The sequence below is a fragment of the Pseudomonas sp. HS6-2 genome (assembly GCF_049325675.2).
Taxonomy (GTDB): Bacteria; Pseudomonadota; Gammaproteobacteria; order Pseudomonadales; family Pseudomonadaceae; genus Aquipseudomonas; species Aquipseudomonas putida_N.
This window is the reverse complement of record NZ_CM143906.1, coordinates 3,524,046-3,548,313: the sequence shown is the minus strand read 5'-3', so window position 1 is coordinate 3,548,313 and position 24,268 is coordinate 3,524,046. Positions and strand designations below refer to the sequence as shown.

General features: G+C 63.1%; 15 protein-coding genes. 11 read left to right on the top strand and 4 right to left on the bottom strand.

Annotated features, from left to right (window positions below; all coding sequences use genetic code 11):
- Window positions 1–46 precede the first annotated feature (46 nt).
- Window positions 47–916: a phytanoyl-CoA dioxygenase family protein gene (locus tag ACOKS3_RS16445; protein ID WP_422764425.1), complete on the bottom strand. Its 870-nt coding sequence runs from the start codon at window positions 914–916 to the stop codon at window positions 47–49.
- A 239-nt stretch (window positions 917–1,155) separates the two neighbouring features.
- Here ACOKS3_RS16445 and ACOKS3_RS16440 point away from each other — a divergent pair, with 239 nt between their 5' ends.
- Window positions 1,156–2,409: a PucR family transcriptional regulator gene (locus ACOKS3_RS16440; protein WP_181004499.1), complete on the top strand. Its 1,254-nt coding sequence runs from the start codon at window positions 1,156–1,158 to the stop codon at window positions 2,407–2,409.
- 202 nt (window positions 2,410–2,611) lie between these two features.
- Here the strand turns inward: ACOKS3_RS16440 and ACOKS3_RS16435 are convergent, their stop codons facing one another.
- Window positions 2,612–3,526 carry a LysR family transcriptional regulator gene (locus ACOKS3_RS16435; RefSeq protein ID WP_103447641.1) on the bottom strand — a complete coding sequence of 305 codons (915 nt, stop codon included), beginning with the start codon at window positions 3,524–3,526 and terminating at the stop codon, window positions 2,612–2,614.
- A 206-nt stretch (window positions 3,527–3,732) separates the two neighbouring features.
- On the opposite strand from ACOKS3_RS16435, the gene ACOKS3_RS16430 reads away from it, so the two are divergent.
- The 6 genes from ACOKS3_RS16430 to pgm all read left to right on the top strand — a co-directional run bounded on the left by ACOKS3_RS16430 (window position 3,733) and on the right by pgm (window position 13,587).
- Window positions 3,733–4,755: a zinc-dependent alcohol dehydrogenase family protein gene (locus ACOKS3_RS16430; RefSeq protein ID WP_103447640.1), complete on the top strand. Its 1,023-nt coding sequence runs from the start codon at window positions 3,733–3,735 to the stop codon at window positions 4,753–4,755.
- Between the two features lie 431 nt (window positions 4,756–5,186).
- Window positions 5,187–6,560, top strand: a complete 1,374-nt coding sequence (locus tag ACOKS3_RS16425; RefSeq protein ID WP_103447639.1) for a hypothetical protein — start codon at window positions 5,187–5,189, stop codon at window positions 6,558–6,560.
- On the top strand, window positions 6,560–7,870 hold the full coding sequence (locus tag ACOKS3_RS16420; RefSeq protein ID WP_422764439.1) for a GntR family transcriptional regulator: 1,311 nt from the start codon (window positions 6,560–6,562) through the stop codon (window positions 7,868–7,870). Before ACOKS3_RS16425 ends, ACOKS3_RS16420 begins: the two co-directional genes overlap by 1 nt.
- An 85-nt stretch (window positions 7,871–7,955) precedes the next feature.
- Window positions 7,956–9,605, top strand: coding sequence for a VRR-NUC domain-containing protein (locus tag ACOKS3_RS16415; protein WP_422764426.1), 1,650 nt, complete (start codon window positions 7,956–7,958; stop codon window positions 9,603–9,605).
- Window positions 9,602–11,863, top strand: a complete 2,262-nt coding sequence (locus tag ACOKS3_RS16410; protein ID WP_422764427.1) for an ATP-dependent DNA helicase — start codon at window positions 9,602–9,604, stop codon at window positions 11,861–11,863. Before ACOKS3_RS16415 ends, ACOKS3_RS16410 begins: the two co-directional genes overlap by 4 nt.
- An 86-nt stretch (window positions 11,864–11,949) precedes the next feature.
- Window positions 11,950–13,587, top strand: coding sequence for a phosphoglucomutase (alpha-D-glucose-1,6-bisphosphate-dependent) (gene pgm, locus ACOKS3_RS16405; RefSeq protein WP_422764428.1), 1,638 nt, complete (start codon window positions 11,950–11,952; stop codon window positions 13,585–13,587).
- Between the two features lie 36 nt (window positions 13,588–13,623).
- Here pgm and ACOKS3_RS16400 read toward each other — a convergent pair whose 3' ends face one another.
- Entirely contained in the window at window positions 13,624–14,322 is a 699-nt protein-coding gene (locus ACOKS3_RS16400; RefSeq protein ID WP_422764429.1) for a pirin family protein, read from the bottom strand.
- A 175-nt stretch (window positions 14,323–14,497) separates the two neighbouring features.
- On the opposite strand from ACOKS3_RS16400, the gene ACOKS3_RS16395 reads away from it, so the two are divergent.
- Window positions 14,498–17,014: a UvrD-helicase domain-containing protein gene (locus tag ACOKS3_RS16395; RefSeq protein ID WP_422764430.1), complete on the top strand. Its 2,517-nt coding sequence runs from the start codon at window positions 14,498–14,500 to the stop codon at window positions 17,012–17,014.
- 7 nt (window positions 17,015–17,021) lie between these two features.
- Here ACOKS3_RS16395 and ACOKS3_RS16390 read toward each other — a convergent pair whose 3' ends face one another.
- A complete protein-coding gene (locus ACOKS3_RS16390; protein ID WP_422764431.1) occupies window positions 17,022–21,749 on the bottom strand; it encodes a dermonecrotic toxin domain-containing protein in 4,728 nt (1,575 codons plus the stop codon).
- Between the two features lie 207 nt (window positions 21,750–21,956).
- Between ACOKS3_RS16390 and ACOKS3_RS16385 the strand changes: the two genes are divergently transcribed.
- From ACOKS3_RS16385 to ACOKS3_RS16375, 3 genes are all read left to right on the top strand, one after another.
- On the top strand, window positions 21,957–22,883 hold the full coding sequence (locus ACOKS3_RS16385; protein WP_103447631.1) for an alpha/beta fold hydrolase: 927 nt from the start codon (window positions 21,957–21,959) through the stop codon (window positions 22,881–22,883).
- A 76-nt stretch (window positions 22,884–22,959) separates the two neighbouring features.
- Window positions 22,960–23,379, top strand: a complete 420-nt coding sequence (locus ACOKS3_RS16380) for a VOC family protein (RefSeq protein WP_103447630.1) — start codon at window positions 22,960–22,962, stop codon at window positions 23,377–23,379.
- Window positions 23,376–24,155, top strand: coding sequence for an alpha/beta fold hydrolase (locus tag ACOKS3_RS16375; RefSeq protein ID WP_422764432.1), 780 nt, complete (start codon window positions 23,376–23,378; stop codon window positions 24,153–24,155). Before ACOKS3_RS16380 ends, ACOKS3_RS16375 begins: the two co-directional genes overlap by 4 nt.
- The last annotated feature ends 113 nt before the right edge of the window (window positions 24,156–24,268 follow it).

Below are 24,268 nucleotides of genomic sequence, written 5' to 3'. Positions count from 1 at the left end.
TGGGTGGTCGTGGCACCCTCAGGCCCAGCCAAGTCAAAGCTGGACGCTAGAGCTGAAGGTAATCCGCCAGGTCTGCGTAGTTATGCTGCCAAAGGCCAGGGCTGCCATTGGGGTATTGGGAGCGGAAACCGAGGATCTTCTGAACCCGTGGAGAAAGCGTGCGCACCAGCTCGAGCGGCACGATCAACGGGTAGGCTTCTTCAGGCGTGATGATCGAAGCCTGCATCGGGATGGTCAGCCCGCGACGGTAATAGTCGGTGGTCAGGTTGGCCCCGCCACCGTGAACGACTTTACCGCCGAACAGCATGGCATCCCCGGCTTTCAGCAGGGCGGGGATCGTCATTTCCGGAGTGCCGACATCGTAGAAGTCATCCCAGTCCTGGCTCCCGGGGATCAAGCGCGTGGCGCCGTTTTCCTCGGTGAAATCGGTCAGCGCCAGCATCAGGTTGGTGATGGCGCGTGGCGCATGTTTGTTCATGGCCACGAACGGTTGGTACTGCATCATGTCACGGTGCAGCATTTGCGCTTTGTTGCCTGGGCCGATCTCGATCAACTGGGCCGTGGTCAGCCACCAGTCACCGCACTCCGGAGCGTAAAGCACGTTCCCCAGTTCGTGAAAGAGGTCGTCATCGAGGATTTCATCACGAAAGGTCTTGCTGTGAGTGACGAGGTTGGTAAGCCGTTTGGTCTGATGGCCATGGAACTCGGCGATCAGCGCGTGCTCGTGCCTGGAGCCGGCATCGAGCGCGGCCAGGGGGGCGTCGAGTTCGCTGTTGATTCGTACGACTTGTTCAGGGGTCATGAAGTTGCGGATGATTACGGCACCTGCCTGGTCGCTCAGCAGCGCAATTTCTTGCGCGGATGTCGAGCGGGTTACAACTGGCAGGCTTGGCGCGGAGTCGCGAGAGGTTGACATTGAGAACACTCCAGACTGAAAGGAAAGGTTGCGCAGGCGGGTTGACGTTTGATCAACGGGCATCAGGAAACAGGCCTGCTTGCTACTGCGCTAAACCCAAAAAAAGGGACATGGAGCGCCACGGTGCCTCCTTGTTCTTTTTGTTCAGGCAGTGAGTTCATGCTAGGTTTGCACTGGCCCTTCGCCAAGGTACGAACTGCACCATTTTCCAGCCGATTTTTGAGTGATTTGCACCGCCCATGACCAGCACGCCATCGCCCTGGCCACGCCCCTCGGAAGCCGTTCGCGAGCTTATGCGCAAAGGCGCCGAACGCGCTCAGGCGCTGCCCCCTGAGTGGGTCGAGCGCCTGAACCAGTCACTGTTCTCTTCACCCGAAGATGCCAGGTTGCTGGAAGACCCGGTCATCCTCGCGGCGTGCCGGCGCGCCAACCGGGCAGAGTTGCTGCATTGGGCCAATGCCAACCTGCAGCGCCCTGGTGAGCCGGTGGAGCCCTACGTGTCCGCTGACATGGTGGACACGGCCAGGGAGCTCGCCCGCAGGGGGCTATCCGAGCTGCTGATGAATGTTGCAAGGTCGACACAGAACGCAGCCTGGGACCTGTGGATGAAGATGGCCTTCAGCCTGACGCAGGATCCCGCTGTACTCGAGGAATTCCTGGAGGTCTCGTCGCGCTCGATCTCGGAATTCATCGACAGCAACATGCGTGTGGTGACGCGGATCATCCTCGAAGAAAAAAACGCCCAGGCCCATGACGACCCTATCGATAAACGCAGCCTGGTCAGCCGGCTGCTCGATGGCAGGGATGTGGACGCGGAGCAGTTCCGCAGGCGACTGGGTTATAGCCTGGCTCAGAGGCACCATGCCTGCCTCGTCTGGAGCGAAACCCCGGACGCCGAGATTCGCCCCTTGGAGGATATGGCGCGTGCCCTGGCGCAGCTCACGGGCACGGTAGCGCCTTTGATCGTGTTCGCGGGCCCCGCGACCCTGTGGGCCTGGAGCAATGTGGCAAAGCCGCTGGACCTGAACCTGCTGCAGGGCGTCGCCCGGCAATTTCCGAAAATACGCGCGGCAATCGGTTCGGCGGGCGCGGGGATGAATGGCTTCCGGCGCTCGCACCTGGAAGCCTTGACCACCCAGCGGTTGATGGGCCGTTTGGCAGGTTCACCCGCCGTTGCCACGATCGATCAGGTGCGGATGGTGTCGCTGATGACCCAGGATGCCCGCGCGGCCAGGCAGTTCGTCTTGAGCACCCTGGGGCGCTTGGCGGCCGAGGCCACGGTGCTTCAGCATTCGTTGCACGCCTTCCTGGCCAATGGCTGCAATATCACCCAGACCGCCGAGGTGCTGGGTACCCATCGCAATACCTTGCTGCGCCGGTTGGAGCGCGCCCAGGACCTGCTGCCTATCCCGTTTGGCGACCATCGCATCCAGATCGCTGCCGCACTCGAACTGGTGATCTGGAATACCCCATTTGCAGACGACGAGAAATAGTTGTCAAAACATATGCAGAGTCAACGATACGTAATGAGCCCTGTCAAAATTAACTCAATCGAAAGTTTACAACACCACCCGCATTGATCTGGGGCCAAGGTTTCTCAGGACTGCGGGCCAGGAACCAGCATTCGATATACTTAGTGATTTGCCATGAGCTTGCGTCAACTGGCTCTGCTCGAATGCGCCCACGTTGCAGTTCTTACATGTTTTCGTCGCTGCCAAAGAACATCTGTATCCTCGACCTCAGCCACCGCTCCGCCGGGTCATTGTCCTGCGCCCCGCGCCAGGCCATGTGTAACTCGAACGTGCGCACTTCCAATGGCAAGTCTTCAGCGCGCAGCCCGCCGGCTGCAGTCAAGGCATCGGCCGTGTAGTCCGGTACCGTGGCGACGATATCGGTGCCCGCGAGCAAGCTCCCCAAACCGTTGAACTGCGGCACGGCTAACACCACATGGCGCTTGCGGCCGATCTCTTCCAACGCCTCGTCGATGAAACCCGACAGGTCACCGGCAAACGACACCAGCGCATGTGGCCGTGCGCAAAAGTCGTCAAGGGTGATGCTGCCTGGCACGCTGTCGGCGCGCAGCAGCTTGGGCTTGCTGCGCCGCAGCACCTTGCGCTTGGCGTTGGCCGGCAGTTCGCTGGTGTAGCTGACGCCAACGGAAATCTCACCCGAGGCCAGCAGGGTCGGCATCAGCAGGTAGTTGACCCGGCGCACCACCAGGACGATGCCGGGGGCTTCGGCGCGGATGCGCTTGAGCAGCTGTGGCAGCAGGGCGAACTCGGCGTCGTCCGACAGGCCGATGCGGAACACCGCGTTGCTGGTCGCCGGGTCGAACTCGGCGGCGCGGCTGACCGCGGTAGAGATCGAGTCCAGTGCCGGCGACAGCAGGGCAAAGATTTCATGGGCGCGTGCCGACGGTTCCATGCTGCGGCCGGTACGCACGAACAGCGGGTCGTCGAACAAGTTGCGCAGGCGCGACAGGGCCGCGCTGATCGCCGGCTGGCCGAGGAACAGCTTCTCGGCGGCGCGGGTCACGCTACGCTCATGCATGAGGGTTTCGAACACGATCAACAGGTTGAGGTCTACGCGACGCAGGTCGTTTCGATTCATCGGTGCGCTTCGCCTGAAGTGGAGCAGGGGTGAATCTTAAGGCCAAAGGCTGTTACCCTGCACGGATTTCCGGGGGCCAATGCACAGGAAAGTCAGGTGCCCAATCGATGACAGGCATGTCGACTATTAATAGCCACTGATGGTCTAACGGCAAAAGCCCGGATAAAGTCCGTGGTAATACGAGATTCACACAGGCGAGGTATGCGATGTCCCGCATGATCCGTTTCCACAAGTTCGGTGCTGCCGATGTGCTCCGTTGCGAGGAGCAGGCCGAACCGTCACCTGCCGTCGGCGAGGTGCAGATCCGCGTCGAGGCGATCGGCGTGAGCTGGTATGACGTGCTTTGGCGGCAAAACCTGGCGCCATCCCAGGCCCGTCTGCCCGCGGGGATCGGCCACGAGATGGCCGGTGTGGTGACGGCGGTCGGCGAAGGCGTCGATGACATTGCGGTGGGCGACCGGGTCGCCAGTTTCCCGGCCACCAGTGCCAACGATCACCCGGTGTATGGCGACGTTATCGTCCTGCCGCGCACCGCTATCACCCGCTACCCGGACCTTCTCACGCCGATCGAGGCCAGTGTGCATTACACGCCGCTGCTGATCGCCTATTTCGCCTACGTCGACCTGGCACGCGCCAAGGCCGGGCAGACCGCGCTGGTCACTGATGCCAGCCATTGTGCCGGGCCAGCCTTCGTGCAACTGGGCAAGGCGCTCGGCCTCAAGGTGTTCGCCGCCACCAAGGAGCCTGAGCAGCGTGAGTACCTGCTGGGCCTAGGCGCCGACAAGGTGATTGTCACCGAAGAGCAGGACCTGCTCATGCAGGTTGGCAAGTACACCGATGGCCGTGGCGTGGACATGGTCCTCGATGGCATGGGCGGGCCGCAGATGTCGTTGCTCGGCGATGTGCTGGCGCCACGTGGCAGCCTGGTGCTGTACGGCCTGCAGGGAGGCAACCAGACGCCATTCCCGGCCTGCGCGGCGTTCCAGAAGAACATCCAGTTCTACGTGCATTGCATCGGTAATTTCACCGGCAAGCCGGAACTGGGTATCAGCCAAGACCAGGTGGCGCTGCAACGGGCCTTGCGCGATATCAATCAGTTCACCGCCGATCAGTTGCTGACGCCGCAGATCATCAAGGTGTATCCGTTCTCTGATGTGGTCGAGGCCCATCGCTACATGGACGAATGCCCCTGTGGTGGGCGAGTGGTGCTCGACATGGCGTCGACCTGACAGCATGTCTGGAAACGAAAAACCGGGCTGATGCCCGGTTTTTTGCATGTTGGGCGGCTATCTTGAACAGGTTGAAGGTGCGGGCTTTGTAATTGAATGTTGCCATCAAGTAATGGTTCATCTCTTTAAGCGTCCTTTTCTATAAGGCACTTTCCTGTTGTCTGCATATTGTGTGTTTTCTGATTTCTGAATGGTTTTTTAGTCGGCATCTGTATCTTTTAATCCTTTTTCAAGGCTCGATAATTGCGCAATGATATTTGGCGCAAGGAGCGTGCGATGGAAAAGGGTCCCTATTTTTCAATGGCATGGCGACAGATTTTCGCAACTTCAAAGTTTCCCGTTTTGCTGTAGGAAATTTCTTAAAGTTTAATTCGCTGCACCCTTTCATAGGCTACCCGTTTGTGCGGCGGATGAAGTTGTGAGGTAACGCCGTGAGTATTGTTCACGACCAGGCTATGCACTTTATCTACCAACAGGTGCTCGAGCGCCTGTTGAGCCATATGTCCAAGGAACAACGTGTTTCGTTGCAACTGTTGATCCAGCGTTTGCTGGTGGCCGCCGGTGGGCCGGAATACATCGGTACGTTCAGGTTGCTGGTGGTGCAGGGGAGCGATCGCCGTGGCGCCCGGCTGTTGGCGGTCTTGCGTGCAGCCCAGCTGAGTATCGCCTTACGGGCCCCCGTGACGTTCAAGTTACGCGTGCTGGTGAGCTGTTTGCCGGCAACCAGCAGTGCGCAACTGGAGCAGCACGAGCGCCACTTCAGCGCCTTGTTCATGCATGACGACCCGCGCGTGCAACTGGAAATGGTCGATGGCGCTGCGGTGATGCCTTTCTGCCGTCAGGCCGACGCCACGGACCGAGATAGGCCGTTGGCACGTGAAGCCCTGCTCCTGTTCGGCCACCTCGTCGATGCGCGCCCGGACGCACTGCTGGGCAGTCGCACGCACCTGGAGCTGGCCGGTGCCCTTCGTCTGGCGCTGGTCACCTACCCGAGCGCCGATGCGCTGGTCACCGCCATGCCTGCCGGCCAACGGCGGCGGTTTGCCGCCTGGGCCCGGCGGAGCCTGCGCCAGGCAGGTGTAGACGCCCCGGACGCGCTACATCAATGTGTTGAAAACATGGCCAACTGCCTTGGCCAATTGCATGCCGCCGCCGGCTCCCCGGGTGGCACGCTCGCCACGCCGTACAGCGCACCGTCGAGAGCATTGCCGCTGCGGGTCATCGTGATTGACGATCTGCTTGCGCAGCTGCTCGGTGAGGGGGAACTGGATCAGGTGCTGGGAGGGTGTTTCGAGCCGGCGCAGCACGCCACGCCCCTGTCGGCGTTTGTCGATCCCCTGGCACTGTCGCAGTTGCATGAACTGGCCGCTCGCTGCAAGGCGCCTGTTGCACCCAGGCAAGCATTGCGCCTGCTTAGCCCGAATGCTGCGGCGCAGCCACAGCAGGCTCGCCTGGCCAAGGCATATGGCCTCGAACAGACTCAGCTCGCCTGCATGCTGTACCGGCCGTTTGCCGATCAGGGGGCAGGGCTGGAGCATTTTCTGCAATCCCTGCATGCCGACATGCTGGTCGCATTGCCTTATCTGCATCGCGCCCTGCAAGGCAAAAGCTGCCCTGATGCGGTCAAGGATTGGATAGTGAACACCAGCGGCCTGACGCTTGCGCAGCTGCGCGTGGTTTACAAAGGGCGACTGGGGCCTGGTATGCGGCACTTGCTGGCCAACCTGGCGCGACGGGATGTGCAACTGCGCTTGCTGGACCGTGAGGCAGCCCCGTGCACGTCGGCGCACAAGGCATCACTCTGATGGGGCGTGAGTTCGCCTATCACGTGGTGTATCGCTACCTTGTTGCGTTGATCGACGAAGCGGAGCGGGGCGGGCAGCCACGCTTGCCCTCGTTGAGGGCTTTGTCCAGGCGCCTGCGTGTTTCGTTGGCCACGGTACAGGCCGCCTACAACCTGCTCGAACACGAAGGGCGTGTGCGGTCGGTGCCAAAGTCCGGCTACTTCGCCCAAGCCGGTATCCAGGCAGGCCAAGTCGACGCTGCCCATGCGCTGCCGGTGCAGCCGCAGTTGGAGCGCGCACTGTGCGCCCATGAGCGGCGCCTGGGGCGGCTGCGTGGGCGGCCAACGCGTGTGCTGGGCGGGCCACGCCTACGTGATGCCCTGGCGGAGCGCTACACCCGGTCTTCCCGTCAGTTCTGGCGGCCGGAAGATGTGCACCTGGGCCCGGATGTACAGGCCGTGCTGGAAACCCTGCTGCTGGCGCTGGCGCTGCGAGGCGCTACCGTGCTGGTTGCTTCGCCGTGCTGCTGGCGGATCTTGCGCACGCTGCAACGCTGCGACATGCGGGTCATCGAAGTACCGCTGGATAGCTGCGGCAGCCTGGATATCGACAGTCTGGCAAGGTTGCTGGGATGTGAACCGGTGCGCATGGTGATCATGCCATCGTGCCTAGGGATGCCTGTTGGGCGCCTGATGCCCCACCGAGTTCAGCAGCAACTCGGTGATCTGCTGGCGCTGCATCCTGTCTGGTTGCTGGAGAACGATCTGGACAGCGAGTTGTGCTTTGCCATGCCAACGAGGCGCTTGCGCGATTGCGTTGACCCGCGCTGGTTGCTGGTGCTGGGCTCGCTGGAGTCGTCGGTGGGGGGCGAGGCACCTTATGCCTACGTGCTGGGGGGCGACCCGGCCTTGCCGGAAGCGTTTGCCCTGCGCGCCTTCCAGTTGGCGCCAATGCGGCAGCAGGCGCTGGCGCAGATGATCGCGACCGGCGAAATCGATGAGCAGCTAGGCCGGATACGCTTGGCGCTGCAGGGGCGCATGGAGCAACTTGGCCAGCACTTGCGTACGGTTTTGGGCAACCAGGTGGACTTTGACACGCCGGATGGCGGCTGCGCCCTGTGGGTGCGTCTGTCACTGCCGATGGCGGGCGCACACGCCATGGCGGCGACAGCAGGCTCGGAATTGCAGGTGCTGCCAGGTGAGCAATTCGGTTTGTACGGGCGTTACCGGCAACACCTGGCGCTGACGTGGCTGGGTGAACAGCCCGAGGCACTGGTTGAGGCGTTGGAAAACCTGGCAGGGGGCCTGGCGTTCGGCACCATTCGTCGGTAGGGCGGCGGAATGAACCCTGGTGCTTGCCTGGGTGCTGTATCTGTATGTATAAACAGTGTTCACTCTTTTTGCCCGACCCCGTCCTGTGATCGCCCACTCCGTCGATGACCCGCTATATTACCTGCACAACTTCCGCCAGGTGCTGGTGTGGGTCGAGTCACGTTACGCCGACCTGCTCGATGAGCAGGAGCTGGCCTTTCTCCATGCCTTTGCCGAGCTGGCGCAGCCGACCCAGGCGCTGATGGTGCGCATGGTGATGCGCAAAGGTGAGCTGTTCCGCTGTGACCGCCTGGACTATTCCGAAATCGGTGACAGCATGGCGGCCCTGCAACCGCTGTTGGCATTGGGTTGGGTGCGCGAACCTGAGGCGCTTAGCCTTGATCAGCTGTTCGCGTTGTTGCGCAAGGATGAACTCGCCCTCGGGTTTGCTGGGCAATTGAGCCGTCCGCGGGCGGCCAAGGGCGACCTGCTGGAACAACTGCGGCCCCTGGCGCTGGCTCCCAGGCCCTTGCGCGAGTGGTTCGCCCAGGCCCCGGTGGCTATCGTGCAATGGTGCTTGCAGCCGCTGTGCGATCGCATGCGCTTGTTGTTTTTCGGCAACCTGTACCAGGACTGGTCGGACTTCGTGCTGGCAGACCTGGGCCTGCTGCGTTTCGAGCAGGTACCGTTCAGCCCCGACTCACGTGCCCTGCAGCAGCGCAGCGAGGTCGACCAGGCCATGACGCTGCACCAGTGTGCCGAGCGCCTGGAACTGGGCGAGGACCCCGCGTCTATCCTGGCGACACTGGCCGGTCTGCGTATCGACAACCCATGGTTGGCCCGGCGCCATGGGCGGCTGCTGTTCGCCGTGGGCCAGCAGTGCGAGCGCCTGGGGGACTGGGACCAGGCCCTGGCGGTGTATGCCCGTAGCTGCCATGCGCAAGCGCGTATCCGCCAGGTGCGCGTATACGAGCGTAGCGAGCGTTGGCCGCAGGCACACGCATTGGCTCTGGAGCTGGCGGCCGCACCGGCCAACGCCCTGGAAGTGCAAGCCCTGGAGCGCATGTTGCCGCGGCTGGCACGCAAGCTCGGCGGGCCTGTACAGCGCCGCCGGCGCACTCCCGTCCTGGAGCTGATCGAACTGGAGTTGCCGCGCGAGCAGGCAGCGCTGGGTGTCGAGGAGGCCGTGCGCCAATACCTGGCGCAAGCGGGAGGGCCGGCGCATTACGTGGAAAACACCCTGTTCAACAGCCTGTTCGGCCTGCTGTGCTGGGAAGCGGTCTTCGCCCCGGTTCAAGGTGCCTTCTTCAACCCGTTCCAGGCGGCGCCCCAGGACTTGCATGACAGCGATTTCCAGCAACGGCGTGCGGCACCGTTCGCGGCCTGCCTGGGTCGCCTGGACGAGGGGACCCATCGTCAGGCCATCCTCGACTGCTACACGGCCAAGCAAGGCCTGCAATCGCCGTTCGTGTTCTGGCCCATGCTCAGCGAAGCGTTGCTCGATCAGGCGCTGGCGTGCCTGCCCGCCGAGCACTTGAAACAGTGCTTCCTGCGCCTGTTGCAGGATATCCGCAACAACCGCGCCGGCATGCCGGACCTGATCCAGTTCTGGCCGGAGCAGCAGCGCTACCGGATGGTCGAGGTCAAGGGCCCGGGTGACCGCCTGCAGGACAACCAGCTGCGCTGGCTGGAATTCTGCGCCGAGCATGGCTTGCCGGTGGCGGTCTGCCATGTGCGCTGGAGCGAGGCATCGTGAGCTATCGTGTGGCGGTGCGGGCGTTGTGCGAGTTCAGCGCCAAGGTCGGTGACCTGGACTTGCGCTTCACCCCGTCACCCACGGCGCAGGAAGGTATCGAAGGGCACCGTCGGGTGGTCGCCCGGCGCGCCGCAGGCTATGAAGCGGAAGTCGCCCTCGAAGGCGAGTATCAGGGCTTGCTGGTGCGCGGGCGCGCTGATGGCTATGACCCGGCCGCCAATCGCCTGGAAGAGATCAAGACCTACCGCGGCGATCTGGCACGCCAGCCGGCCAATCACCGCCAGCTGCATTGGGCCCAGGCCAGGGTCTATGCCTGGCTAATGTGCCAGGCGCGGCAGTTGCCGGCCATCGAGGTGGCGTTGGTTTATCTGGATGTCGACAACGACAGCCAGACGTTGATCAGCGAACCCTATCGCGCCGATGAATTGCAGGGCTTTTTTGAAACGCAGTGCCAGCGATTTCTCGCCTGGGCCCAGGCCCAGCAACAGCGTTTTGCCGAGCGCGACCAGGGGTTGCAGGCTCTAAGCTTTCCTTACCCGCAGTTTCGCCAGGGCCAGCGGCAACTGGCCGAAACCTTGTACAAGGCGGTCAGTACCGGGCGCTGCCTGATGGCCCAGGCCAGCACCGGCATCGGCAAGACCCTCGGCACCTTGTTCCCGCTGCTCAAGGCCATGGTCCCGCAGCGACTGGACAAAGTGTTTTTCCTCACGGCCAAGACGCCGGGCCGGGCGCTGGCACTGGATGCCTTGGGCCAGATCAGCGCGGGCACGCCGCAGCCGGCCTTGCGCACCCTTGAGCTGATAGCGCGCGACAAGGCCTGTGAATACCCGGACAAAGCCTGCCACGGCGAGTCCTGCCCGTTGGCCCGGGGTTTCTACGACCGCTTGCCCGCTGCACGGGAGGCAGCGGCCTCACGGCCCATGCTCGACCGCGCCAGCTTGCGCGAGGTGGCGCTGGCGCACCAGGTCTGCCCGTACTACCTCGGCCAGGAAATGGCCCGCTGGGTGGACGTGCTGGTGGCCGACTACAACTACTATTTCGACGCCCACGCCATGCTGTTCAGCCTGACCCAGCTCAACCAGTGGCGGGTCGCGGTGCTGGTGGACGAGGCGCACAACCTGGTCGAGCGCGGACGCGGCATGTACAGCGCCAGCCTCGACCAGGGCCAGTTGCTTGCCTTGCGCCAGAGCAAGCCGCATGGGCTCGGCAGTGCCCTGGACCGGCTGAATCGGCAGTGGAACGCGCTGTTCAAGGAGCAGCACGCGCCATATCAGGCGAGCGATCAGTTGCCGGAGGCCTTCTTGCGTGCCCTGCAGCAATGCATCGGATTGATCCAGGAGCGCATGAATGAAACGCCCGCCGAGGTCGATGCCCAGGTGCTGCAGTTCTTCTACCAGGCGCTGCAGTTCAGTCGGGTGGCCGAACTGTTCGACGAGCATTTTCTGTTCGACGTCAGCCTGCGCGAAGGCCCCCGCAAACGGCGCCTGGCCAGCCTGTGCCTGCGCAATGTCACCCCGGCCCGGCTGCTCGCCCCGCGCATGCAGGCCGCGCGCAGTGTGACGCTGTTTTCCGCCACCTTGAGCCCGAGGCCTTTTTACACCAACCTGCTTGGCATGCCGGCTGATACCGCTTGGCTGGAAGTGGCGGCACCGTTCCGTGCCGAGCAGCTCGAGGTGCGCATCGCCAGCCAGGTCTCGACCCGCTATCACCAACGCCAGGCTTCACTGGCGCCCATCACCGCGCTGATTGCCGAGCAATATCAGCGCCAGCCGGGCAACTACCTCGCGTTCTTCAGCAGCTTCGAATACCTGCAGCAGGTGGCCAGCCTGCTCGCCGAGCAGCATCCTGGCATCCCGCTGTGGGCCCAGGCACCGGGCATGGACGAAAGCGCGCGCCAGACCTTTCTCGATCGCTTCGTGGCAGACGGGCAGGGGGTGGGCTTTGCCGTGCTCGGCGGGGCGTTCGGCGAAGGGGTCGACTTGCCTGGCACGCGCCTGATCGGGGCTTTCGTCGCCACCCTCGGCCTGCCCCAGGTCAACCCGGTCAACGAACAGTTCAAGCAGCGCCTGGGCCGGCAGTTTGGCGCTGGCTTCGACTATGCCTACCTGTACCCCGGTGTGCGCAAGGTCATCCAGGCCGCCGGGCGGGTCATTCGTGGCGACCACGATCGCGGCGTGCTGGTGCTGATCGACGAACGTTTCGCCGAGCAGCGGGTTCAGCAGATGTTCCCCGCATGGTGGCAGGTGGCCGTTAAATAATCCTCGGTGGCCCCATCGCACGGCATTGCAACTCCCAGTACACTGCGTGTTCCAACACCAACATCCGTTGAACTCGAGGTTTTTGCATGACGCTCAGTCCTTTGGCAGGCAAGCCGGCTCCGGCCAGCGTGCTGGTCGATATCCCCCGCCTGCTCACTGCCTACTACACCGGCCGCCCCGACGCCGCCGTGGCGGCCCAGCGCGTGGCCTTCGGCACCTCGGGGCACCGGGGCAGCTCGTTCGACCTGAGCTTCAACGAGCACCATGTGCTGGCGATCACCCAGGCTATCTGCCTGTACCGCCAGGAAAAAGGCATCGACGGCCCGCTGTTCATCGGTGCCGATACCCACGCGCTGTCTGCGCCGGCTGCGGCCAGTGCGCTGGAAGTGCTGGCCGCCAATGGTGTGCAGGTGATGCTGTCCAAGGACGATGAATACACCCCGACGCCGGCGGTGTCACATGCCATCCTCTGCTACAACCGTGGCCGCAGCCAGGGCCTGGCGGATGGCATCGTCATTACCCCGTCGCACAACCCGCCACAGAGCGGTGGTTTCAAATACAACCCGCCCAACGGCGGCCCGGCCGACAGCGATGTGACCAAGTGGATCGAGGCCAAGGCCAACGAACTGCTGGCTGCGAACCTTGCCGGGGTCAAGCGCATGGAGCATGCCCAGGCGTTGCAAGCCGCCACCACTCAGCGCCATGACTACGTGGCCAACTATGTGGCTGACCTGGAAAACGTCATCGACTTCGACGTCATTCGTGGCGCCAACCTGCGCCTGGGCGTCGATCCGCTGGGCGGGGCAGGGGTACGCTACTGGTCGGCGATTGCCGAGCGCTACCAGCTGAACCTGGAAGTGGTGAACACCGAGGTCGACCCGACCTTCCGCTTCATGTGCGTGGACTGGGACGGCCAGATCCGCATGGACCCATCCTCGCCCTACGCCATGCAAGGCCTGATCGGCCTGCGCGAGCGCTTCGACGTAGCCTTCGCCTGTGACCCGGACCATGACCGCCACGGCATCGTCACCGCCGATGGCCTGCTGCAGCCGAACAACTACCTGGCCGTGGCCATCGACTACCTCTACCGCAACCGTCCGCAATGGCGCGACGACGCCGCAGTGGGCAAGACCGTGGTGTCCAGCGGCCTGATCGACCGCGTCACCAAGCGCCTGGGCCGTGAGCTGTACGAAGTGCCGGTGGGCTTCAAGTTCTTTGCCCAGGGCCTGTTCGATGGCTCTCTCGGCTTTGGTGGCGAGGAGAGTGCCGGTGCTTCGTTCCTGCGTAAAGACGGCACGGTCTGGGCGACTGACAAGGACGGCCTGATTCCAGCGCTGCTGGCGGCCGAGATGACTGCCCGTACCGGGCGCAACCCGAGCCAGGCCTATAACGACCTGACTGCGGCGCTGGGCAAACCGTTCGCCACCCGCGTCGAGGCCAAGGCCGACGCCCGGCAGAAGGCCGCCCTGAGCAAGCTGGCACCGGAGCAGGTGAAGTCTACCGAGCTGGCCGGTGAGCCAATCGTGCAAATCCTCAGCCAGGCGCCGGGCAATGGCCAGGCGATTGGTGGCTTGAAGGTGATGACGGCCAATGGCTGGTTTGCCGCGCGGCCTTCGGGGACGGAAGACATCTACAAGATCTACGCCGAGAGCTTCGTCGACGAGGCGCACCTCAAGCGCCTGGTGGAAGAGGCGCAGGTGCTGGTGGATGCGGCGATTGCCTGATTGAACTGAGTGGGGCCGCAGCGCGGCCCCCTTCGTTCAAGCAACATCGACCAGGACGATTTCGCTGTCCTCGATCGCGGTCACCCGCAGCACTTCCTCTTCCTCGATCGCCACGCCATCCCGGCCCTTGGCGCGCAGTCCATTGACCTCCACCAGCCCCTTGGCCGGCACCAGGTAACCCCGGCGTCCGGCATCGAAGCGGTATTCGGCGGTTTCGCCAGACCGCAGCGTCGCGGCCACCAGCCGTGCATTGGTACGGATCTGCAGGCTGTCCTCATCACCGGCACGGCCACTGGCCAGGGTCACGAAGCCTTCGCCGCGCTCACCTTTCGGGAACGGGCGGGTCCCCCACGACGGTGCATCGCCAACCTTCTCCGGCACGATCCAGATCTGGAAGATGCGGGTATCGACTTCTTCCAGGTTGTACTCGCTGTGCACGATGCCGCTACCGGCACTCATCACCTGCACGTCGCCAGCCTCGGTACGGCCTTTGTTGCCCAGGCTGTCCTGGTGGGTAATGGCGCCTTCACGCACATAGGTGATGATTTCCATGTCGCGGTGCGGGTGCGGCGGGAAACCGCTGCCGGCGGCGATCAGGTCGTCGTTCCAGACCCGCAGGTTGCCCCAGTGCATGCGTGCCGGGTCGTAGTACTCGGCAAACGAAAAGTGGTGGTGGGCATCGAGCCAGCCGTGGTTGGCGTGGCCGAGGCCTTCGAACGGTCGCAGTTGCAGCATGGTCGTGCTCCTTGAATCGGTGGAATGAAGCCATGATGCGTCAAAAAAAGATCGAAAATAAGCGTAAATATCGGCTGATTATTATCTGTTTTGTAGATTGATAGTAGCGATGTGGATTATGCGATTCATCGCCTAATCCACTGATCTGCAAGCATTCGCTGGCGATTTTTGGCAGATGCGGCGAACATGGCCCGCTGATCTGATTTTCAACGGAGTGACCGTGGCTCACGAGCAACCCCAGGCCCCCGCCGAACTGACCCCGCCCGCCCAGTTGCCCTGGTTGCGCCGCCTGGCTGCCCGCCTGCTGGGCCGTGGCCTGAGCCGCCTGCAGGCACAACACCGTGACTCCTGGTTCCTTGGCTATGTTACCGGGCAGCGCAGCGGCCATGCCGATGGCCTGCGTGAAGGGTTCGAGCGTGGCCGGGTGGAAGGCTATGAGGCCGGTCGCCAGGTGCTGGTGATTCGCGACACGCGCCCTGACACCGCCGCCGTGCCCGGGCACGACGACAACCTGTTCGACGATTGGCGCCTGCCGTTGAGCGCGGAACTGAAAAAGCGTTTCAAGGCCGACGTTGCCCAGCGCTTGCCCGCCGAGGCCCAGCCCAGCGCGGCGCAGTGGAAGCTGATCTTCAGCGACACACCGTCCACCTGCGTGGTGGCCGGCGCCGGGGCGGGCAAGTCGACCTCGCTGGTGCTGCGCATCCTGCTGCTGCGTCACTACCTGGGCTACGAGCTGGACGCGATGACCGTGGTCACGTTCACCCGCGAGTCGCGCAAGGACTTCATCAAGCGCCTGGTACAGGTGTTCGGCCTCTGGCAGCTCGACCTGCAACCGGCCAAGGCCCGCGAACTGGTGCGTACCTTCCATTCGCGGATCCTGCCGCTGGTGCGCAGCCTGCCGGGCTTCAGCCAGGTGCGCGCGTTCGAGACCCTGGGCAACGAGATGCCGGCTGGCCGTGAGGCAGAAGCCGAGAGCAACCCGTTCGACCTGCGCCTGAACGATGCCCAGCGCCAACAGCTCAACCAGTGTTACAGCCAGTTGCTCGGCGACAGCCCACGCTTCGCCGAGATCGTCGCCACCTTGCGCCGCGAGGCCTTGCAACTCAAGCCACTGGATCCGGACCACCCGGATGTACAAAAGCGGGTGCAGGTCACCCAGCTGGCCGCCCAGCGTGACGAAGAACTGTGCGACGTGATCGAGGACCTGTGGTTTGCCGCTGGCGCCTGGCCGATCAAGGGGATCGAGCCCTGCCGCGAAACGGTCGAGATCCATGGCAGCCGCTTCCATGTGCATGGCCGCCTGGAAGGCCTCGATGCTTGGGTGGTGCTGGGCTTCGACCCGGCGGAAAGCGGCCAGTACCAACGCCCCGGCGCCAAGCTGGCGGTGCGTGCCGAGTGGGCGGTCAAGCGCACCTTGTTGCAGGCGTTCTGCGACAAGCCGCTGATCTGGCTCGACAACTACGCCATGGCCCGGCGCCTGGCCGCATCGCTGGCCGGCGATGCCGTGGCCGGGCCCGGTTTCGAGTACAAGGTCAAGGGCGAACTGGCTCCGGCGCCGCTGCTCGACGCCTTCGTCGGCGCCGCCAACTTCATCGAGAACCTGGGCCTTGAGGTGAACCCGGCCGTGGCAGCCATGAGCTTCCCGTCCGGCGATCCCGACGCGCTGTTCTTTGAAGCGTTGGCCCTGTACTGGAAAGCCCTGGAAGCGCACCTGCTCGACCAGTCGCCACCAGTGATGAGCTACAACCGCATGTTCGCTCTGTTCGGCGAGAACAACCCGGAGAACCTGCAGCTGCTGCCCGACCCGCTGCTGCGGCCATTGGCGCACCTGATGATCGACGAGTTCCAGGACGTCTCGCCGCAGATCGTCAGCTGGCTGCGCGCCAGCCTCGCGGAAATCCGCCGCCGAGGCCCGGCCATGCATACCGGGCGCAATGCCCAGCATTCTTCGCTGATGTGCGTGGGCGACGACTGGCAGTCAATCTATGGCTGGCGCGGCAGTTCGCCGAAGTACTTCATGGAGTTCACCAAGGCCTTCCCGTCGCCGGCCAACACTCGGGTGATGCTGGTGGACAACTACCGTTGCCAGCAGCAGGTAATCGACGCCGCCGAACACCTGGTCAAAGGCACCCCGGCCATTGCCGGCAAGAAGGCTCGCGCCAGCGGGCCGGCCGCCGAGCTGCCGGGCGCCCCGGTGCGGGTATTCGACCGTGATGAGGCGGCGCTGGGCGAGACATTGATCGAGCATTACCAGCGCGGTGAGTCGGTGATGATGCTGTACCGCAAAGGCAGCGACAAAGCCCTGATGAACGAGCACCTGCAAAGCGTCCTGCACGCCGAAGCGCTGTTGCCCGCCGAGCAGCGGCGCCTGCGCCAGCTGACCTACCACAGTGCCAAAGGGTTGCAGGCCGATGCGGTGTTCATGCTCGGCGATTGCCAGTACCTGACCAGCTCGCCGTACAAGAACCAGGTTTACCGCCAGGCTGGCCTGGGCAAGGCCGGCGATGCCCAGCCGTTCGACACGGCACAGAAGGAAGAGGTGCAGCGCCTGGCCTATGTGGCGGTGACACGCGCCGTCAGGCACTGTTACTGGCATGTCGAGAGCGCCAACGGCGAGGTGGCGGGCGCACCTCGCGCATCGGCGCAGGTCGATGGGCGCCAGGCCTTTTTCGACGACCTGCGCGGGCAGTAGGCTGGGGTCAGTTCGGGTCGGCCTCGGCGGTCAGCTGTTCGTTCAAGGCCGCTTGCTCCTGCTGCAACCTGGCGGGGATCAGGTTGCTGGCCTCCAGGTACTGGCCCTCATTCAGGGTCACAGGGAGCAACTGCCCGTTGGCATCGACGGGGGTGGTGGCTAGCACCTGGCCAAGCAGGTCGATTACCCCGGCGAGCACTTCGCTGGGCAGTCCGTGGTCTGCTCTTGCCGCTGCGTGTTGCAGGCCTTCCAGATAGGTAATGACTCCCACCCAGCGCTCGTTCAGGGCCTCGAAGCGTTCGGCAAAGTGGGTGCGCAAATAGATTTGCCAGTCGGGGTGCTGGGCGATCCAGGTGCGCCGCGCAATGGCATCCGCTTCCAGGCTGAAGACCCGCTGCTCGACGTTGTAGATCGTGGCTCCTGACAGTGGGGCCACTGTGTAGAACCATTGTAAAGGGCCAGGCTCGGGGAAACCGAGAAGATCGGCCAGCTCTTCACGAAGCCTCAGGCGTATTTCTTCCAGGTCGGAATCGTCACCGAGAACCTGGTCGGATGGCAATTCGTCCAGTGGGTCAAGCCACGGCAACTGCAGTTGCGCAACGTTCAGGTTTGGATCCTGATCCAGGGCCTGCCGCAGTTGTGCCCGGGTGGTTACCCGCCCCTGATGGATGATGCGGGCACACCCGTTCACGCTTTCGCGGGCATACAAGCCGCGCATCGTATTGAACATTCTTCCCGGGTGAGGCGGTGTCGTTACCACCTCCGAGAGGATGCTCACCTCCACCTGCAGCGTGCTCAAGGCATCGGCCAGGGCGTTGCTTTCAGCGTTTGCGAATTCCAGGGCCACCCGCTCCAGGCGTTGGGTCAGGTGGGGAAGCAGATCCGGGTGGTGCAAAGCGATTGCTCTGCTGCGGACATCGCTTATCAATTCAAGCAGAGGCCAGACGTCAACGTCGATATCCATGGCGCGCACTTCGGCCAAGCGCTCGACGATGTCTTGCAACTCAGGATGGGCGTTTTCAACGAACAGTTGATCCCAGATGCTGCGGCGTGCGTCGCTGGCATCGAGCAGCCACAAATTGAACTCTACCTGCACCCGCCGATTGGCGAGTTGCAAGCTGGGCTCCGATGCCAGCGGGTTTCGCAGAATACTCCAGCGGGCCGGGTTGTCAGCGCGCTCGAGCGCCGCCACGAAGGGGCTTGCGAGTACACGGGCCAGCTCTGGTACTTCGGTGATAGCGTTGCCGCTCAAGTCCAGGTTGTGCAGTGCAGCGTGCGGGTTTTCCATCAGTGCTGTCAGCCCATCTGGCCAGGCGTACAGCTGGCAGTCACTCAGGTTGAGCCGCTCCAGTCGAGTGAAACGCTCCAGGCCGGACAGCTGCTGCAACGGGTTGTCATGCAGGTCAAGGGCTCGCAGTGCCGGGAGAGAGGCAAGTGTTTCGCGTTCGTTGAACGTCAGCTCCGTGATCCCGCAGTCGATGAGGCTCAGGCCGCCCAGCTCATGGGCGTCAGGCAGTGCCCTGAACAGCGAACTGGTCCGCAGCAACGAATTGTTGCGAATGCTGAGCTGTTGCAGCCTTGGGAAACTGCGCAGGAAATCTTCAGGTATTTCCTGCAGGCCAATCGCATCGATGTCCAGGCGAATGATGTGGTCCAGGCGCACGGGAAGAGAAGGCAGGGCCGGGATGTGCATGTGCTCCAGGGTAAAACGCTCGACATAGTCCCGGCGCCACACACGATTGAGGACTTCGCGCAGCTGGTTGCGCGACGGCTGCTCTTCAGGCGTTGCTTGCGCCACCCAGGCACGCAAGTGGTCATCCAGAATCTGCTGCTGCCTTTCCAGTGCAGTGATCTGCTCGCCGACATTGCCATGCCTGCGCAGGTCATCCAGCATGTTGCGTCGCTCAATGGGGTCAAGGGCTGGATACAGGCGTTGAAGCCGCCGCTCCTCGATGCCCATGCCCCTGCCACTCAGGTGGTAACCCAGACCACCACCTGCCAGATGCGACGGCGACACAAAGCGAGGCTTGATCGGTCGTTGGCCTAGCAGCATGGCGGCGCGGGCACGGTCACTGACAGCAATATCGAACAGTTGCGCAAGGCTTGCTGCAGGGTACTCGGCCCGTAACGCGGCCTCGAGTGTCAGACTGTCGGCAGTGCTCAGGCTTTTGCGATAGAGCCCCAGCAAGGCACGATCCAGGCGCGCCCGTGCCTGCTCTATTCGCGCCTGCTCGCCGATACGCAGGGGCACCCGTTTCATCGCCAGGTGTTGTTGCTCCTGCGGGTTGGTCGCTGCCAGAAGATCCTGCAGCACTGCGTCCGGCAAACCTGGGAATTGCCGACCCAGCGTTTGCGCATGAACGGACTGAGGTACGCGCCTGCTCGCGCGAAGGCTGTCGAAGATAGCGTGGTGCTTACCTTGCAACTGGTCGCCGAGCAGGTTGGCCAGTTTCGAAGACTGTTCGGATACGGGTATATCACCCATCAAGGCGTGCACGACGCCACTGTCCAGCTGATCGACGATGACTTGGCAAAGCTCACCGTTTTCCAGATCGCTCAGGGTGATCTCGATCTCCACCTGGCCGGGTCTCCAGTCGCCACCCAGGCGCGTGTGCGCGCCGAATGGCTCTGCGCCCTCGTACACCTTGAGCACGTGATCTTCCGGCCAACCCTTGAGCTGCAGGAGCTCAGGTAAGGCGTAGTTCTTGTAGGCCGCCAGAGGCTTATGTTGACGAACCCGATGGATGATATCGAGCGTTTCGTCGTCGACTGCCAGTCGCTGTATCAGCTCTACCAACTGAGCAGGAGGACGTTCGTTGCCCAGGTGCACCTGGCGCAGAATGCGCGCGTCGATGCCACTGCTGCGCCTGGCAGCATCCAGATCGGCATCGGCCAGATTGTCGTTGGGGGTGAGTCGCCGCATCAGTTGGCTATCGTCCCAGTGCAGGGGTTGTTCATGAGCCAGTCGCCAGCCACCCCGGCCGTTGTGATGCAATCTTGGCGAATAGGCGTTTACTGCGTTGGGGTGACGAACTCGCCATTGGCCTTGGCTGTCTTCGAACACTTCATGGAGCCGGCCCTCCAGGCGCAGGTAGGTGCCGGTCGGGGTACGGTAGAGCCCTTGAGGGTCGGGTTGCAGTTGCTCGGGCAGCGTCTTAGTGCTGGCGTAGCCGCGCATGTCGGCATGCCAGAGCACCTGCCTGTCACCATGCCAAACGCTCTCCAGGGCATCGACGAACCCGGAGGCCTTCAGCGCCTTGGCTCCGACAGCGAAGCCGGCAAGCACGGCGACATTGATCGCCAGTGATTGCAGTTGGCCCAAGGCTTCGTGGGTATCTCCGTCCTCCCAGGCGGCGAAACCGGTGAACACGGAATCCATGATGTCGTAGGCAAATACCGCCAGCATCACCGCATCCAGCCCCGGTATGAAGAATGCGGCTACATTGAGCGCATTCATGCCTGCATCGAGCCAGTGCTGTAGTTGCTCGGCGCGGGCCTTCGCATCGGCATCGGCAGTGGGGACGGCAATTGTTCGGGCATCCTGCTTGAGGCGCTTGGTGTGGCTTTGGTACAGCACTGGCCAGGGATCTGACGCCAGTGGCGTTTTGACCCAGTGGATGTTGCTGGCTTCGCGTGGTTTGCGGATACCCGTGTCGGTAACCGTGAACAGCGCGCTTTCCAGCCTGCGGCTGAGTTCGGGCTGCTGGCGCTTGTGAGCGAAGCCGATCAATTGTTGACGGAAACTGCTGTGCAGCACCCGTTGCCGAAGGTGTGCCCCCATTGCCTGCAAGGATGGATATTCCCTTACCGGGTGCTCGGTATCGTTGGGAATGAAGAGGATGCAGGGGTTGTTCTGGTCAGCCTGGTCGGGCCCGATCAGAAGCACGTCATGTATCGGGATGCCGAACAGGCTGAAGCGCCAGCAGTGCAGTGACGCTTCGCCGTAGTGCGGAAAACGTTCGTTGTTGCACAGCTGGACCAGGGCATCGCGACCACGGCGCGACAAGAGCCCTTTGAGTGATGCGATCAAGGCCTGGACCTTCAATGCCTGCCTGTTGGCCTGAATCCATAGCCTTTCGATCTCGGCCTGATTCGTGCCTTGGTAAACGGCGTGAAGGTGGTCCTGATACTGCTGGCCGAGATCCAGCTTGCGGCACAGGCGCACGAAGCCTTCAGGCTCAAGGGCCCGGAGGGCTTCGTCGGTATGCGTGCTCTGCGTCAAGGCATCATAGGGGCCGACTTCGTCGAGGCCTTCGAAGTTGTGCAGTGCCGCCTCCAGCAGTGAGCGCTTTTGCGCCGCGCCTACCGGGCGAGTCGTTGTGGGCTCTGGCTCCTGCACAGGTGGCGGCGAGAATTCGAACCCGGGTGGATTGATCCAGGGGCTGACGACCTCGAAAGGCTGATGAACGTATTGGGCTTTCTCCACGTCGGTAGCCAGGTCAAGCCTGGCCTCGAGCAGTGGCTTGCAGAATTCGCTGATTCCCTTGAGCTTGCTGAGCACCGCATGCAGTGCCTTCACCTGGGTATCGCGATAGCCTATGCATTGCTTCAGAAGCTGTTGCTCCTCGGGCGCTGCTGCGGCGTACCAGCTGTAGGGCGAGCCGTTTTCATCCATGTAGTCTTTACGCACGGTCTGCACGATGCGCCGGGTATGGTCGGGATGCAGGGTTCTTACCCAGGCGGGCATGCTGCGGGTGATCTGGACCTGATGATAGGGCGTTGGTGTCTGGTTCATGTTGCTGGCGCTCCGTTGTATGGAGGCAAGAGTCGAAGCTATTGACCCGCGTAAGAGGCAGTACATATGGCTGCGCAGGGTCGGTTCTGTGCATGCAAGGGTCGGTAGCAGGCCAACAGCGGCCGGGCGAGTGAGGGAAGGTGAGGCAAAGCATGACGTGAAGGTGGTGCTGGCTCAGGTGCTGGCACTCTGATAGGGAGAACTCGGATGCATTCGCTGTGCAGTCCCAAGGATCACCTGCTGGACCTCGATGGCATCGAAATAGCAGTACGCACCTGGGGGGCCGAAGATGGCATTCCGGTGTTGGCGTTACACGGCTGGCTGGACAATGCGGCCTCGTTCGAGCGCTTGGGGCCATTGCTGGAAGGCTGTTTTGTGGTGGCCCCCGATCTGGTGGGGCACGGCCGCTCGGACCATCGCCGTCACGACAGTGGCTATTACCTCTGGGAGCATGCCGAGGACATGCTGGCGGTCACCGACAGCCTCGGTCTGTCTCAGTTTCATGTGCTTGCCCATGGCATGGGCACCGGCATCGCCTCGCTGCTCGCGGCCATGAGCAGTGGTATCGCCAGCATGATCTTTCTCGATGGCATCGGGGCACCCTTTACCGTGGCCGAGGACGATCGCGTGCAGCATCTGGCGCGCGCCTACCGACTCAAGAAAATGGTCAAACGCAGCCAGTTGCAGGGATTTACCGACCCGGATGGCAGCCGTTTCGACAACCTGGAAACCGCACTAGAGCAACGGCGCAAGCGCCTGGATGGCGAGTTGACGGAAGACGCCGCGCGGCTGTTGGCCCTGCGCGATCTGTTGCAGCTGGCCGAGGGTTATTGCTGGCGCCACGACCCGCGGCTGGTGCTGCCCGAGCCCATGCCGCTGACCGAGCGCGAGGCGTGTGATCTGCTGCGGGAGATTCGCTGCCCGTTGTACCTGATGTTTGGTCGGCAGGGCGCGTTCAGCGGCAACGGTTTCGAACAGCGCCAGGCTGCATTGCCAGGCCATGCCAAGGTGTCCTGGCACCCCGGTGGGCATCATTTTCACCTGGAGGCGCCGGACCGGGCGCTGGTCGACCAGATTCTGCGTATCCTCTTCCGGCATGAAGGTGGCCAGTTGCAACGTCTGGTGAATGAGTAGAGGGTGATGGTCAGCGGGCCAGGTCCTGGGCTATGGTGGCGAACGTTCACGGGCAATCGCCAGAAGGAGACCCGGCATGCGACCGTTCACCCTCAAGCACATCGACCACCTGGTGTTGCGAGTCAGTGACCTGCAGCGCAGCGTGGCCTTTTACCGTGATCTACTGGGTTGCACGGTAAGCCGCGAGCGCCCGGACCTGGGCATGATCCACCTGGCGACCGGCACGGCAATGATCGACCTGGTGACGCTCGACGGCCCGCTGGGCCGGCCTGGCGGTGCGGCGCCGGGGGCGCAAGGGCGTAATCTGCACCACTTCTGCTTGCGCATCGAACCGTTCGACGAGCAGGCCCTGACGGCTTACCTGCAGGCGGCTGGGGTGGCGGTCGAAGCAGCCGAGAAGCGCTATGGCGCCGAAGGCGAAGGGCTGTCGCTGTACTGTTTCGACCCCGATGGCAATCAGGTCGAGCTCAAGGGCCCGGTCGAGGGGGCGGCATGACGCAGGTCGACGTGCTCGAACACTGGATCGATACGCCTGACGGCAAGCTGTTCGCCCAGGACTGGCGCCCCCTGAACGCCCAGGGCGTGCCGATCATACTGTTGCACGACTCGTTGGGCTGCGTTGCCTTATGGCGTGACTTCCCCGAACAGCTGGCTGCGGCGACCGGCCAGCGGGTGATTGCCTATGACCGACTGGGCTTTGGCCGCTCCGATGCGCATCCAGGCCGGTTGCGCCGTGGCTTTGTCGAGGCTGAGGCGGAGCAGGGCTTTGCGGCGTTGCGGCGGCAGCTGGACATCGGCGACTTCATCGTCTTTGGCCACAGCGTCGGCGGCGGCATGGCCGTCGGCTGCGCAGCAACCCATGGCAAGCATTGCCGAGGCCTTATCATCGAATCGGCCCAGGCGTTTGTCGAGGACCGTACCTTGCAGGGCATCCGCGACGCCGACCATCAGTTCGCCGAGCCGGGGCAGCTGGAGCGTCTGGCGCGTTATCACGGCGACAAGGCCGACTGGGTATTGCGCGCCTGGGTGGACACTTGGCTGGACGACGCCTTCGCCGACTGGAACCTGGATGCGCTGCTGGCGCAGGTACATTGCCCGCTGCTAAGTCTGCATGGCGACCAGGACGAATTCGGTTCGCCAGCGCATCCCCGGCGCTTCACCACACTGGCCGCCGGGCCGAGCGCGATGTGCCTGTTGCCAGGCTGCGGGCATGTTCCGCACCGGGAACAGGCCGAGGTAGTCTTGGCCGAGGTGCAGCGGTTTCTGGGGTGATGGCATCTGGCGATGCTGGCAAGTGGATATTGTGGCAAAGCCGATTTATGCTTCAGTTACCTTGCTGCGATCCGAGGCAGCGACCTCGTCGTGCTTCGCGCAACCAATGCTAG

Bases quoted from the DNA above. Each gene is read 5' to 3' on its own strand.
- ACOKS3_RS16400 (WP_422764429.1), bottom strand. From the start codon at position 14,322: ATGCTGCAACTGCGACCGTTCGAAGGCCTCGGCCACGCCAACCACGGC.
- ACOKS3_RS16385 (WP_103447631.1), top strand. From the start codon at position 21,957: ATGCATTCGCTGTGCAGTCCCAAGGATCACCTGCTGGACCTCGATGGC.
- ACOKS3_RS16430 (WP_103447640.1), top strand. From the start codon at position 3,733: ATGTCCCGCATGATCCGTTTCCACAAGTTCGGTGCTGCCGATGTGCTC.
- ACOKS3_RS16445 (WP_422764425.1), bottom strand. From the start codon at position 916: ATGTCAACCTCTCGCGACTCCGCGCCAAGCCTGCCAGTTGTAACCCGC.
- ACOKS3_RS16435 (WP_103447641.1), bottom strand. From the start codon at position 3,526: ATGAATCGAAACGACCTGCGTCGCGTAGACCTCAACCTGTTGATCGTG.
- pgm (WP_422764428.1), top strand. From the start codon at position 11,950: ATGACGCTCAGTCCTTTGGCAGGCAAGCCGGCTCCGGCCAGCGTGCTG.
- ACOKS3_RS16390 (WP_422764431.1), bottom strand. From the start codon at position 21,749: ATGAACCAGACACCAACGCCCTATCATCAGGTCCAGATCACCCGCAGC.
- ACOKS3_RS16395 (WP_422764430.1), top strand. From the start codon at position 14,498: ATGCGGCGAACATGGCCCGCTGATCTGATTTTCAACGGAGTGACCGTG.
- ACOKS3_RS16420 (WP_422764439.1), top strand. From the start codon at position 6,560: ATGGGGCGTGAGTTCGCCTATCACGTGGTGTATCGCTACCTTGTTGCG.
- ACOKS3_RS16440 (WP_181004499.1), top strand. From the start codon at position 1,156: ATGACCAGCACGCCATCGCCCTGGCCACGCCCCTCGGAAGCCGTTCGC.
- ACOKS3_RS16375 (WP_422764432.1), top strand. From the start codon at position 23,376: ATGACGCAGGTCGACGTGCTCGAACACTGGATCGATACGCCTGACGGC.
- ACOKS3_RS16380 (WP_103447630.1), top strand. From the start codon at position 22,960: ATGCGACCGTTCACCCTCAAGCACATCGACCACCTGGTGTTGCGAGTC.